The sequence below is a fragment of the Methylobacterium sp. B4 genome, from assembly GCF_003201865.1.
In the GTDB taxonomy this organism is placed as follows: domain Bacteria; phylum Pseudomonadota; class Alphaproteobacteria; order Rhizobiales; family Beijerinckiaceae; genus Methylobacterium.
The window spans coordinates 163,979-176,985 of record NZ_QJJJ01000003.1; the positions used below are offsets into that span (position 1 = coordinate 163,979).

A 13,007-nucleotide genomic window follows, 5' to 3' on the forward strand; every position below is an offset into this window, starting at 1 on the left:
AGAGGTCGCAATGAGCCTTCGATGCTCCCTCGTTCCGGTGCTGCTCGCGTGTTTGGCAACCCCTGCCGTGGCGGATCCGGCCAAGCTCGAACTCGGCAAGCGCGTCTTCACCGAGTTGGCCGAGCCGCGCTGCGGGGCCTGCCACACGCTCGCCGATGCCGGCACCAAGGGGGAATTGGGACCCGTCCTCGATACGCTCAAGCCGAGCGCGAGCCGCGTCGCGACCGCCGTGACCAACGGGATCGGCGTGATGCCGGCCTTCGAAGACCTGACCGAGGAACAAGTCGCAGCCGTCTCGCTGTATGTGCAAACAGTGACGGGCGGGAAGGAGTAGCAACAGACTATAGTTTCAAAATCCGAGACGTGCGAAATTCTTCGAAATCGGCCGTTGGATCGGGCCTCGCGCCATCGTCGGCGGCATGGGCCATCCTGTTCGGTGGCTCGCCGCCGGAGCCCCTCAGAGCGGTGGCGAACGTGAGAGCACGGCACGGGCGATCGGCAATTCCTCGTCGGCGGGAACGACGTAGACGGGAACCGTCGCATCGTCGGCACTGATCCGGGTGTCGTTGGCCGCGTTGCGCGCCGTGTCCAGGCGGATGCCGGTCCAGGCCAGCCCCTCGGCGATGGCCGAGCGGATGCGGGCCGAGCGCTCGCCGATGCCGGCGGTGAAGACGAAGGCGTCCAGCCCGCCGAGCGCCGCCATCATCGAGCCCGCCTCGCGCACCACGCGGTAGGCGAACAGGTCGAGCGCCTCGGCGGCGCGAGGGTCGTCGCTCGCCACCAGCGCGCGGACGTCGTTGCTGATGCCGGAGACGCCCAGCAAACCCGAGCGCCGGTTCAGGATCTCGGAAACCTCCGCGGGCGCCATGCCGCGCTGCTCGATCAGGTGGAGCACGAGGCCGGCATCGATGGCGCCGCAGCGCATGCCCATCATCAGGCCGTCGAGCGCCGTGAAGCCCATCGTGGTGGCGACGCTGCGCCCGTCGCGCAGGGCGCACAGACTCGCCCCGTGCCCGAGATGGGCGACGATGACCTTAGCCCTTGCCCGCTCGCCCGCGATGTCCGGCAGCACGTCCGCGATATGCTGGTAGGACAGGCCGTGGAAGCCGTAGCGGACGAGGCCTTGGTCGGTCAGATCGTGCGGGATCGCGAAGATCTGGGCGAGCCGCGGCATCGTGCGATGGAACGCCGTGTCGAAGCAGGCGACCTGCGGCAGGTCCGGCCACGCGCTCTTCACGGCGCGGATCGCCGCGAGATTGTGCGGTTGATGCGCCGGGGCCAGCGGGACCAGCGCGTCGAGGGCCGTCATCACGGCCTCGTCGATGACCACCGGCGCCGCAAAGTCCGGACCGCCGTGGACGACTCGGTGCCCGGCCGCGCCGAGCGCGATGCCGTCGGCGCGGCGGATTCGATCGAGCAGCCAGTGCGTGGCCGCCGCATGGTCGCTCGCCTCCGGCAGGTTTCCCTCGAACAGATGTGCCTGCGCACCCACGGCACCACCGAACCGCGCCCGGCTGCCGATGCCCTCGATGCCGCCGCGGCAGAGCGGCTCCAGCGTGCCGGCCGCGAACAGCGCGAACTTCACGCTCGACGAGCCGGCGTTCAGCACCAGGATGGCGGCGTCCTTCAGAGTTGCCATAGGGGCGTGTCTCCTCTTCGCGGCGCCCCTCGGGCACCTATTGCAGCGTGACGGCCAGGGCCTCGGCGGCCTCGCGCAGGGTCGGCAAGTGCTCGGCGGCGTTCGCGCGCGACACCCGCACCACCGGCGCCTGGAGCGCGAGGGCGGCGATGCAGTCGCGCCCGTTGCGGTCGAAGATCGGCACCGCGACGCAGAACAGGCCGGACAGGAATTCCTCGTCGTCGAAGGCGTAGCCGTCGCGCCGGATCCGTCCGAGTTCGTTCCGCAGCGCCTCCGCATCCATCAGCGTGTTGGCGGTGTGGCGCTCCAGCGTCAGCGTCCCGATCAGCCGGTCGCGCTTGGCCGGCGGCATCATCGCCAGGAACAGCTTGCCGCTTGCCGAGGCGTGAGCCGGCACCCGCGAGCCCTTCTGGAAGGCGACCCGCAGAGGGGCGGCAGCCTCGACGCGGTCGAGATACATGACCTCGCTGCCCTCCAGCACCGTGAGGTTGCAGGACTCTCCCAGGATGCGGACCACGCGCTCGAGGATCTGGTGGCGCTGGGTCGAGCCGGAATTGTTCGACAGGATCGCGAAGGCGAGCGCGGTCGCGCGCGCAGCAAGCTCGTAGCGGCGCCCGTCCGGCATCCGCCGCAGCAGGTCGGCCCCCTCCAGCATGGTCAGCCAGCGATGCAGCGTGGGTTTCGGCAGGCCGGCGGCCTCCGTCAGTTCCGCCAGCGTCGGCGGGTGATCCATCCCAGCGACGATCTCCAGCAGGTTGAACGCCTTGAGAGCGGGTGAGGATTCGGCGGTGTCGTCCATGGCGACTGACTTCCTATTCCGTTTTCCTGAATGATAGAAGCAAAAAATCGAGATTTTTGTTGCGCCTCGTTGCGGCAGGGCGTTAGGTTTCGCCGAGGCGAAGATGCGGCGGACAAGGGTCCGCCCGAGCCGACCAGCAGCCGATCGCAACGAGCCAGCACAATCAGGGTGGGAGAGCGCGCCATGAAGATGACGACCGAGGAGGCCTTCATCAAAGTCCTTCAGATGCACGGTATCGAGCATGCCTTCGGCATCATCGGCTCGGCGATGATGCCGGTCTCCGACTTATTTCCCAAGGCCGGCATCACCTTCTGGGACTGCGCACACGAGAGCAACGCGGCGCTGATCGCCGACGGCTATTCGCGGGTGACCGGCAAGATGGCGATGGCGGTGGCCCAGAACGGGCCGGGCGTGACCGGCTTCGTCACGGCGATCAAGACCGCCTACTGGAACCACACGCCGATGCTGCTGGTGACGCCGCAGGCCGCCAACAAGACGATTGGCCAGGGCGGCTTCCAGGAAGTCGAGCAGATGGCGCTGTTCGAGGACATGGTCTGCTATCAGGAGGAGGTGCGCGATCCGAGCCGCGTCGCCGAGGTGCTCAACCGGGTGATCGAGAAGGCGTGGCGCGGCTGCGCGCCGGCCCAGATCAACATCCCGCGCGATTTCTGGACCCATCAAGTCGACATCGCCCTGCCGCAGATCGTCCGGCTGGAGCGGCCGACCGGTGGGCGCCAAGCCATCGCGGAGGCCGCGGCACTGCTCTCGAAGGCCAAGTTCCCGGTCATTCTGAACGGCGCGGGCGTCGTCATCGGCGACGCGATCCCGGAGAGCGTGGCGCTCGCCGAGCGGCTCGATGCGCCGGTGGCCTGCGGCTACCAGCACAACGATTCCTTTCCCGGCTCGCATCCGCTCGCGGTCGGCCCGCTCGGCTACAACGGCTCGAAGGCGGCGATGGAGTTGATCGCCAAGGCCGACGTGGTGCTGGCGCTCGGCACCCGCCTCAACCCGTTCTCGACCCTGCCGGGCTACGGCATCGATTACTGGCCCAAGGACGCCAAGATCATCCAGGTCGATCTCAACCCGGACCGGATCGGCCTGACCAAGCCGATCACCGTCGGCATCTGCGGCGATGCCAAGCACGTCGCGCAGGAGTTGCTGCACCAACTCTCGACGGACGCCGGCAATGACGGCCGCGAGGAGCGCCAAGCTCTGATTCACCGCACCAAGTCCGCCTGGGCCCAGGCGCTGACCTCGCTCGACCACGAGGACGACGACGCGGGCACAAGCTGGAACGTCGAGGCGCGGGAGCGTGAGAGCGAGAAGATGTCGCCGCGCCAAGCGTGGCGCGCGATCCAGGCGGGCCTGCCGGCGAACGCGATCCTCTCGACCGACATCGGCAACAACTGCGCCATCGGCAACGCCTACCCGACCTTCGACCAGGGCCGGAAATACCTCGCGCCGGGCATGTTCGGCCCTTGCGGCTACGGCTTCCCGGCGATCATCGGCGCCAAGATCGGCTGCCCGGACGTGCCGGTCTTCGGCTTTGCCGGGGACGGCGCCTTCGGCATCTCGATGAACGAGATGACCTCGATCGGCCGCGACGAGTGGCCGGCGATCACCATGGTGATCTTCCGCAATTTCCAGTGGGGCGCCGAAAAGCGCAACTCGATCCTCTGGTACGACAACAACTTCGTCGGCACCGAACTCGACACCAAGCTGAGCTACGCCAAGATCGCCGAGGGGTGCGGCTTCCGCGGCGTGCGCGTCGAGACCCAGCGGGCGTTGACGGAAGCGATCCAACAGGCGGGCGAGGCGCAAGGAGAGGGCGTCACCACCTTCATCGAGGTGATGCTGAACCAGGAACTCGGCGAGCCCTTCCGCCGCGACGCGATGAAGAAGCCGGTCGTCGTCGCCGGCATCGACCGCGCCGACATGCGGCCGCAGCGCGTCGCCTGATCCTCAAGGCGCGGCGCTTCTCGCGCCGCGCCCTCTTCAGCGGGCGTCGGGCCTGGGGTCGGGCACGAACCCGTCGCGGTTGGGCATCGTCACCTTGGGAAGCGTGGCGGCATCCATCACCGCGTCGTCGGGCACGAGGCCGTTCAGGTTGAGCAGGTAGGCGACTAGGGCGTAGACCTCGTCGGGTTTGAGCGATTGCGGCGCATTCATCGGCATGGCGCGGTGGATGTAGTCGTAGAGCGTCGGCGCGTAGGGCCAGAAGCTGCCGACCGTCTTGACCGGTTTCGGCGTCGCCAGCGAGCCCTGGCCGCCGGCCAGCCGGTCGCCGATGCCGCCCTCCCCCTTCGTGCCGTGGCATCCGGCGCATTGTGCCTCGAACAATGCCTTGCCCTGCGCGACGCTGCCACGACCGGGCGGCAGCTTGCGGCCGTCGCGGTCGATGTCGATGTTCCAGCCCGCGATCTCTTCCGGACTCGGCGCCCGCCCGAAGCCGAAGCGGCCCTCGGCTTGCGCCGAGGATGCGAGCAGCGCCAGGGGCAGCGACAGGAGACGGAGAAGCCTAGACGTAGCCATTCGACACCTCCCCGTCGGTGGCGATCCGCCAGGGGACGATCGCGTTGTTGTGGTAGAACGACTTCATTCCACGGACCGCGGTCAGGTCGGCGAAGCTCGGCTGGACGTAGCCGGTCTGGTCGGTGGCGCGGCTGAGGATCGTCGCCGCCTGCCCGTCCCAGGACCAGGGCAGGCGGAAGCGGGTGAAGGCCCGGTTCAGTACCGGCTCCTGCAGCCGGGCCGCCTGCCAGGTGGCGCCGCCATCGACCGACACCTCGACCCCGGTGATGCGCCCGCGCCCGCTCCAGGCGAGCCCGGTGATCTCGTTGAAGCCCTTGGCGATCCTCTGCGTGCCGGAGGGGCGGGTGATGATCGATTTCGCCTCCATCACGAAGGTGAACTGGCGCGCCGTGCCGTTGGGCATCGAGTCGGTGTATTTGGCCGTCTCCTCGCGGGAATAGGCGGGTTCGGCCACGACGTTGAGGCGGCGCAGCCATTTCACGCTCATGTTGCCCTCGAAGCCGGGCAGCAGCAGGCGCACCGGATAGCCCTGCTGCGGGCGCAGCCGCTCGCCGTTCTGGCTGAAGACGAGGAGCGCGTCGTCCAGGCACTTTTCGAGCGGGACGCTGCGGGTAAGCGCGGCGGCGTCGGCCCCTTCCGCGACGACCCAGCGCGCCTCGGGCTTCACGCCGACCTCGTCGAGGATCGTCTTGAGCCGCACGCCGGTCCACTCGCAGCAACTGGCGAGGCCGACGAGGTCGGAAGCCGTCCTGCCCTGCTTGATCACCTCGAAGCCGGGATTGCCGGAGCATTCGAGGAAGTAGATGTGCGACTCGGTGGGAAACCGGCGCAGCTCGTCCATGGTCAGCAGCAGGGGGCGCTCGACTAGGCCGTGGATCATCAGCCGGTGCGCGGACGGATCGATCGCCGGGATGCCGCCGTGATGGCGCTCGTAGAACAGGCCGTTCGGGGTGATGATGCCGTCGAGGTCCTGCAACGGCGTGCGGCTGGCCGACGAGGTGTATTGCTTGCCGCCCTTCGGAATGTTGCGGATGACGTCCTTCTCGTAGGGCGAGGGCTGGCCGTAGGGCTCGCTTCCGACATCGGCGCCCGGCTCCTTCATCCAGCGGGGCACATCGGGCGGACCTTGGGGCGGTCCTTGGGGCGGCGTGTCAACGCTACCAGTCTCGGCGGCCATCGCCCTTCCGGCGAGGCTGCCGCCGACGAGGGCGGTCCCCGCCGCCAGGATCTGCCGCCGCGAGCGCGCCGTCCGTCCGTTCGCGCCCGGTTCCGCTTCGTCGCGCATCGTCTCCTCCTGCCGCTCGGACGGACGCCGCGGCGCCCGCGGCCCCAATGGTACCTCGCTCTCGCCGGAGAGCAGTAGGCCGCAGCCCGATCATTCGCGATCGCCACTGTGTGGGCCTACGCCTTCAAGCAGACCTCGTGTCGGGCCCGCCGTCTCGATTTGCCGGGGCTTCAGCCGAGCCGGAGCAGGTGAATCAGCCCGAGGCTGATCAGCAGCAGCAGGACGAGGGAGAGCGTCACCGCTGCGGTGACGCGCCCGCCGACGCGCCCGATCACCCGGACATCGACACCGAGCCCGAGGGCGGCCATCGACACCACGGTGAGGAGCCCGGCGACGCGGGTGATCGGTCCGACCGCGAGATCGGGCACGAGGCCGAGCGAGCGGCAGGCAGCCAGCACGAGGAAGCCGACGATGAACCACGGCACCAGCTTGAACGGATCGAACCGGCGTGGGCCGGCCTGGGGCGCGGCGCCGCTGAGCCGGGGAGCGAGCAGCGAGAGGCCGACGACGACGGGGCCGAGCATCAGCACGCGCACGAGCTTGACCAGCGTGCCGATCTGGGTGGCGACGAGTCCGGCCGGGACGGTGGCGGCGAGAACCTGCGGCACCGCGTAGACGGTCAGCCCCGCGAGGATGCCGTATTGGCCGGCGCCGAGGCCGAGGAGCGGGATCAGTAGCGGCAGGCCGAGCACCATCAGCACGCCGAGGATCGCGGTGAAGGAGATCGAGGAGGCGACGTCGTCGCTGCTCGCATTAATGACGGGCGCGACCGCCGCGATGGCCGAGTTGCCGCAGATCGCGTTGCCGCAGGCGATCAGGATCGAGATCCGCACCGCGAGCCCCAGCAGGCGGCAGATGGCGAAGCTCGCCGCCATCGTCACCACCACGGTCGCGACGATCGCCGCGAGAAGCACCGTCCCGGAGGCGAGGATCGCCGCGAAACTGATCGAGGCGCCGAGCAGCATCACGGCGACTTCGAGGAGTTGCTTGGCGCTGAACGCGATACCAGAGCGCCAAAGTGGGCTCGGCGACCAGACGATGCGGATCGCCATGCCGAGCAGGATCGCGATGACCAGCGCCTCGATATAGGGGTGCTCGAACGCGCCCTCCTCCAGATGCTGAAGGCCGATCGAGACGAGCGTGACCGCGACGCAGAGCGCGATGCCGGGCGCCAACTCCCGCAGGCGGGCGACCGGGGAGCGGGATTCGGGCGGCTTCATCAGGCGGTTCTTCTGCAGCATCGTCGCTCCTCGCCACCGGATGCCGGTGTCGCCCTCACACCGCCTCCGTAGAGAACTTTATCCGCGTGCGGGAGAGAAATAGAACTATCTTCTACGTAGAGCCGGCATCGCGGAACGTCCTTCGCACCGCGCCGATCGGTGCGGCGGGCAAGGGTTGGGCCGGCAGGCCCTCCGCCGCCCGTGCCCGACGGCCGATCCACATCGCGGAGGCCGCGCTGACGAGGCCGGCAAAGGCGCAGTAGGCGCAGACGAGCCACGGCCGGTCCGCGCCCGAGTATTGCAGCAGCGCGGTCGCGACGATCGGGGTCAAGCCGCTCGCGAAGATGCCGGAGAATTGGTAGACGAAGGAGATGCCGGTGTAGCGCACCCGCGCCGGGAACAACTCCGAGAACAGAGCCGCCTCCGGCCCGTAGACCGAGGCGTAGAGGATGCCGAACGGCACGATCAGCGCGAGCCAGACCGCCGCGGTATCACCGCCGCTATTGAGGAACACCCAGAAGGCCGGAAAGGCCGAGAAGCCGGTCAGCAGCGAGCCCCAGGCATAGACGCGGGTGCGCCCGAGGCGGTCGGAGAGCCAGCCGGCAATCGGAATGGTGAGGCAGAGCAGGAGTGCGGCGGCGGTGACGCCGAGCAGCGCTTCCGTGCGCGGCATCTTCACGGTGCCGGTGAGATAGCCGATCGAGAACACCGCGAACACGTTGAAGAACACCCCGTCGATGGTGCGCGCGCCCATGCCGGCGAGTACGTTGCCGGGAAAGTCGCGGATCATCGAGACGAAGGGGATCGCCGCCTCGTGGTTGGCCTCCTTCACGCGGGAGAATTCCGGCGTCTCCATCACGTTGAGACGGATATAGGCGCCGACCGCGACGAGCACCGCGCTCAGGAGGAAGGCGAGCCGCCAGCCCCAGGTCAGGAACTGCTCGTCCGAGAGCCCCCAGGAGAGACCCGCGACGACGCCCGAGGCGAGGCAGAGACCGAGTGCCAGCCCGATCTGCGGGATGCTGGCGTAGAGGCCGCGCTTGTGCGGCGGGGCGTACTCGAAGGCCATCAGCACGGCTCCGCCCCACTCGCCGCCGAGCCCGATGCCCTGGACGATCCGCAGGAGGAGGAGGAGCACCGGCGCGGCCGCGCCGATCTGCGCATAGGTCGGCACCAGGCCGATCAGGAAGGTCGCGACCCCCATCAGCATCAGCGTGATGACGAGCATGCTCTTGCGGCCGATCCGGTCGCCGAAATGCCCGAAGATCACGCCCCCGAGCGGCCGGGCGACGAAGCCGACCGCGAAGGTCGCGTAGGCCAGCAGCGTCGAGACGAGGGGATCGTCGGCGGGGAAGTAGAGCTTGTTCAGGACGATGCCGGCGACGACGCCGTAGAGGAAGAAGTCGTACCACTCGATCGTCGCGCCGATCAGTGCGGCGGTGACGACGCGGCCGAGGCCGCCCGCCTTGGGTGTCGTCGGGCGCGTCGTCATACCGGGCTTCCCTCGCGTGCCGCCTCGGAGAACGTCCCAAGCCCCTGCGCGGCGACGGAGATCGGGGTCGATCCGGCCCGCGCGTCCGACAGGATCATCTCGGAGGCCTTCTCGGCGATCATCACCACGGGGGCGCTGGTGTTGCCGGAGACGAGCGTCGGCATGATCGAGCAATCGACGACGCGCAGGCCTCCGACGCCGTGGACGCGCAGGCGCACGTCGGTCACGGCGAGCGGGTCGGTGCCCATCCGGCAGGTGCCCGAGGGATGAAAGATCGTAGCGCCGGACGCGCGGGCGAAAGCGAGGAGCGCTGCGTCTCCTTCCGTCTCCGCGCCCGGCTTCACCTCCTCGGTGAGGAGATCGCGCAAGGGGCCGGTCGCGGCGAGGCGGCGGGCGAACTTGATGCCCTCGACCGTGCAAAGCCGGTCGGTCTCGGTCGCGAGGTAGTTCGCCCGCATCACCGGCGCCGCGAACGGGTCGGCGCTGCGAAGCGTGACGCTGCCGCGCGATTCCGGCCGCAGCTGGCACACCGAGAAGGTGCAGCCGGACCAGGGATGGGGCGCCCCCCCGGCCATGTCGGCCGAGAGCGTGGCGAAGTGGAACTGCACGTCCGGCGTGCCGGGACCGGGCATCACGCGGGTGAACAGGCCGCCCTGGTTGATCCCCACCGCGAGCGGCCCGCTGCGGGTCAGGAGCCATTGCAGCCCGATGCGGGCCTTGCCCCACAGAGAGCGCAGTTCGTCGTTGGTGGTGATCGGCTTGGCGACCCGGTACATCAGACGGATCTGGAGATGGTCCTGAAGGTTGGCGCCGACGCCCGGCAAGGCGTGGGCGACCGGGATGCCGTGGCGCGCCAGTTCCTCCTGCGGCCCGATGCCCGACAGCATCAGCAGTTGCGGGCTCTGCAGCGCGCCCGCAGCGAGGATCACCTCCGCGCCCGCGCGCGCCTCCTGCATCCGGCCGTTACGCCGATACCGGACGCCGACGACGCGGCGCCCCTCCAGGATCAGGCCGGTCGCCTGCGCATCGGTCTCGACATGCAGGTTCGGGCGCGTGCGGGCCGGGCGCAGGTAGGCGACCGCGGTGCTGCATCGCCGGCCGTTGCGGGTGAAGAGCTGGTAATAGCCGACGCCTTCCTGGTCGCCGGTGTTGAAGTCGTCGCTGCGCGGCACGCCGAGTTCGCCGGCACCCGCGATGATCGCTTCGATCAGCTCATGGCGCTGCCCGATGTCGGAGCACCAGAGCGGCCCGTCGGCGCCATGGGCCGGCCCGGCACCCTTGGTGTTGTGCTCGGAGCGGATGAAGTACGGCAGCACGTCCTTCCACGACCACCCGTCGTTGCCGAGCGCGGCCCAGTGGTCGTAGTCCTCGCGCTGCCCGCGCACGTAGATCAGGCCGTTGATCGAGGAGGAGCCGCCCAGCGTCCGGCCGCGCGGCCAGTAGATGCGCCGATCCCCCATGGTCGGCTCCGGCTCGGTGTAGAAGCCCCAGTTCAGGGTCTTGTGGAACATCGTCTTCCCGTAGCCGATGGGAAGATGAATCCAGGGCGAGCGGTCGCGCGGGCCGGCCTCCAGCATCAGCACGCGGTGACAGCCGTCGGCCGAGAGGCGGTTGGCGAGTACGCAGCCCGCCGTCCCGCCGCCGATGATGATGAAGTCGTAGGGGGCGACGACCATCGCCTGCACCTCGCCGACTGCGTTTCCTCAGGTCTTGCCCGTCTCGAGCGGTACATCTCATAAAACGGAACGTTATGTTCAATTAGATGAGGAATTCTTGGGTGTGTCAATCACCCATGCGGCATCGGATGGGCCCCGCGCGGGGCGCCGGCGGTCCGAGGATGGGGAGCGGAGAATACCGTTCTTGGTCGATCGCCAAGGACACACGCCATCATTGCGCGGCGGAGCCGAAGCGATGGCACGGAGGGCCGAGGGACGCGGACAGCGGCCGTATCCAGCCAGCGTCGAAGGATCTCTTTGAAATGGATCAGTTGTCCGAAGCCGCGAAGATCATCTCGGCCTGCTCGTTCCTGGCCATTTCGAGCATGTGCCACTTCAGTCCGGAGACCAACTCCTCGACCGTGGGGCCGCGCGGTGCGGCGTGGTTCGGCTGCAATTGAGCCACGCTGGCGGCGAGGTAGACAGCGGCGGCGAATGGCAGGATCTGGCGGAGACGCTCGACGGGCGGCATGATCGGACGCTGATTGGTGCAATGCACATAATCTACGTCCCGGCGTGTTGCAGCGCAACGGCGATCGCTTCATGCGACCCCTGCCGTGAATGCGCAGATCGAAACAGCATCGCACCTTCACGCCTCAATTTCAGGCTGCGACAGTCTTTATGAAAGGAACGGTTCGGCGAGGGCCCACTCTACTGCTGGCGATTGATGGCCGGCAGGGTGCGACCGACCCCTTTGCTGTCATCGTCATACGACCGGTTTCGACCACCGCCACACCGGTACACGTGAGCGGAACCGGGCAATCCGGATCGATATCGATCAATATTCTGCATGCTTCGGATGCAGACAATGAATTTTTCCGATCCCCTAGTGCTCGCTAGGATCAGGTCGAGACGATGGATCGACACCGATTCAGGGCAATCAACGACCCTGAACGACCCACCGTCTCGGCGATGGGAAACGCTCAACGCATGCCAGGATGCTTCTTCGGCCGTGCCTTGCGCCCAGCCGAAGCAAGGCGTCCGAAGGCAGCAGGAGGGCCGGAATGTCGAGGCTTATCCGCTTCAAAGCCACGGATCGTGTGCTTTTGATCATCTGCTTGATGTATCTGGTCACCTATATCGACCGGGTCAACATCGGTACCGCCGCACCGGCGATGCAGAAGGAACTTGGGCTCAGCAATTTCGAACTCGGCCTCGCGTTCTCGGCCTTCGCCTATCCTTACGCATTCTTTCAGATCGCCGGCGGCTGGCTCGGCGATCGGCTCGGGCCGCGGATGACGCTGCTGATCTGCGGCGCGATCTGGTCGGCCGCCACCGTGGCGATCGGCTTCGTCGAGGGAGCGGTCTCGCTCGTCATCGCCCGCTTCATCCTCGGTGTCGGCGAGGGCTCGGCCTTCCCGACCGCGACGCGGGCGCTGGCGAACTGGATGGCCGCCGACCGGCGCGGCTTCGCGCAGGGCATCACCCATGCCTTCGCACGCCTGGGCAACGCGCTGACGCCGCCGCTGATCGCATTCATGATCGTTGCCCTGTCCTGGCGCGACTCGTTCGTCATCGTCGGAATCATCAGCTTCGCCTGGGTCGCGCTCTGGTTCTGGTACTTTCGGGACGATCCGCGCGACCACAAGCACGTGACGCCGGAGGAGATCGCCGTCCTGCCGACGGTGAAGATCGCGGGCGAGCGCAAGGCCGTGCCGTGGCGGCGCCTGCTCAAGCGCATGCTGCCGGTGACGATGACCGACTTCTGCTACGGCTGGACGCTTTGGCTGTTCCTCAACTGGATCCCGTCCTACTTCCTCCACCAGTACCAACTCGACATCAAGAAGTCGGCGATCTTCGCCTCGGGCGTGTTCTTTGCCGGCGTGGTCGGCGACACGGTCGGCGGCGTCGTCAGCGACCGCATCCTCAAGAAGACCGGCAGCGTCTCCAAGGCCCGGGTGAGCGTGATCGTGGTCGGCTTCCTCGGCGCCTTCCTGTTCATGCTGCCGGTGCTGTTCGCGACAGAACTCGTCACGATCACACTGTGCCTGTCGGGCGCCTTCTTCTTCGCGGAGTTGATCGTCGCGCCGATCTGGGCCGTGCCGATGGACATCGCGCCCCAGCATTCCGGCACCGCCTCCGGCTTCATGAACTTCGGTTTCGGGCTGGCCGGGATGATCTCGCCCGTCGTGTTCGGCGCCGTCATCGACGCGACCGGACGGTGGGATCTGCCCTTCGTCGCCTCGCTGGGCCTGCTGCTGCTCGGCGCGGTGCTCGCCCTGCGGATGCGGCCGGACGAGCCGTTCCTCGACGACGCGGTCGAGGAGGGGCCGCCCGTCGCGACCGGTCCGGCGGCGATCAGGCCGCAGGCCTGACCGCGAGACT

At 68.1% G+C, this 13,007-nt stretch carries 11 protein-coding genes; 3 read left to right on the forward strand and 8 right to left on the reverse strand.

Annotation, left to right across the window (positions count from 1 at the left end; genetic code table 11):
• The first annotated feature begins 10 nt into the window (after positions 1-10).
• Positions 11-334, forward strand: coding sequence for a cytochrome c (locus BY998_RS06380; RefSeq protein ID WP_245421499.1), 324 nt, complete (start codon positions 11-13; stop codon positions 332-334).
• Between the two features lie 123 nt (positions 335-457).
• Here the strand turns inward: BY998_RS06380 and BY998_RS06385 are convergent, their stop codons facing one another.
• Positions 458-1,639, reverse strand: coding sequence for an acetate/propionate family kinase (locus BY998_RS06385; RefSeq protein ID WP_110350787.1), 1,182 nt, complete (start codon positions 1,637-1,639; stop codon positions 458-460).
• A 37-nt stretch (positions 1,640-1,676) separates the two neighbouring features.
• On the reverse strand, positions 1,677-2,438 hold the full coding sequence (locus BY998_RS06390; protein ID WP_110350788.1) for an IclR family transcriptional regulator: 762 nt from the start codon (positions 2,436-2,438) through the stop codon (positions 1,677-1,679).
• Positions 2,439-2,621: 183 nt separating this feature from the next.
• Between BY998_RS06390 and xsc the strand changes: the two genes are divergently transcribed.
• On the forward strand, positions 2,622-4,397 hold the full coding sequence (gene xsc / locus BY998_RS06395; protein WP_110350789.1) for a sulfoacetaldehyde acetyltransferase: 1,776 nt from the start codon (positions 2,622-2,624) through the stop codon (positions 4,395-4,397).
• A 36-nt stretch (positions 4,398-4,433) separates the two neighbouring features.
• Here xsc and BY998_RS06400 read toward each other — a convergent pair whose 3' ends face one another.
• From BY998_RS06400 to BY998_RS06425, 6 genes are all read right to left on the reverse strand, one after another.
• Positions 4,434-4,970 (reverse strand): cytochrome c, encoded by a 537-nt coding sequence (locus tag BY998_RS06400; RefSeq protein ID WP_110350790.1) that lies wholly within the window; start codon positions 4,968-4,970, stop codon positions 4,434-4,436.
• On the reverse strand, positions 4,957-6,255 hold the full coding sequence (soxC, locus tag BY998_RS06405) for a sulfite dehydrogenase (protein ID WP_110350791.1): 1,299 nt from the start codon (positions 6,253-6,255) through the stop codon (positions 4,957-4,959). Before soxC ends, BY998_RS06400 begins: the two co-directional genes overlap by 14 nt.
• Positions 6,256-6,425: 170 nt before the next feature.
• Complete coding sequence (locus BY998_RS06410) at positions 6,426-7,493, reverse strand: putative sulfate exporter family transporter (RefSeq protein ID WP_181425453.1); 1,068 nt, start codon at positions 7,491-7,493, stop codon at positions 6,426-6,428.
• Positions 7,494-7,587: 94 nt separating this feature from the next.
• Positions 7,588-8,967, reverse strand: coding sequence for an MFS transporter (locus BY998_RS06415; RefSeq protein ID WP_110350793.1), 1,380 nt, complete (start codon positions 8,965-8,967; stop codon positions 7,588-7,590).
• Positions 8,964-10,643, reverse strand: a complete 1,680-nt coding sequence (locus tag BY998_RS06420) for a GMC family oxidoreductase N-terminal domain-containing protein (RefSeq protein WP_110350794.1) — start codon at positions 10,641-10,643, stop codon at positions 8,964-8,966. Before BY998_RS06420 ends, BY998_RS06415 begins: the two co-directional genes overlap by 4 nt.
• A gap of 307 nt (positions 10,644-10,950) precedes the next feature.
• The gene (locus tag BY998_RS06425; protein WP_110350963.1) at positions 10,951-11,154 is read right to left on the reverse strand and encodes a hypothetical protein; all 204 of its coding nucleotides are present in this window, start codon (positions 11,152-11,154) and stop codon (positions 10,951-10,953) included.
• A gap of 532 nt (positions 11,155-11,686) precedes the next feature.
• Here BY998_RS06425 and BY998_RS06430 point away from each other — a divergent pair.
• Positions 11,687-12,997, forward strand: coding sequence for an MFS transporter (locus BY998_RS06430; protein ID WP_110350795.1), 1,311 nt, complete (start codon positions 11,687-11,689; stop codon positions 12,995-12,997).
• The last annotated feature ends 10 nt before the right edge of the window (positions 12,998-13,007 follow it).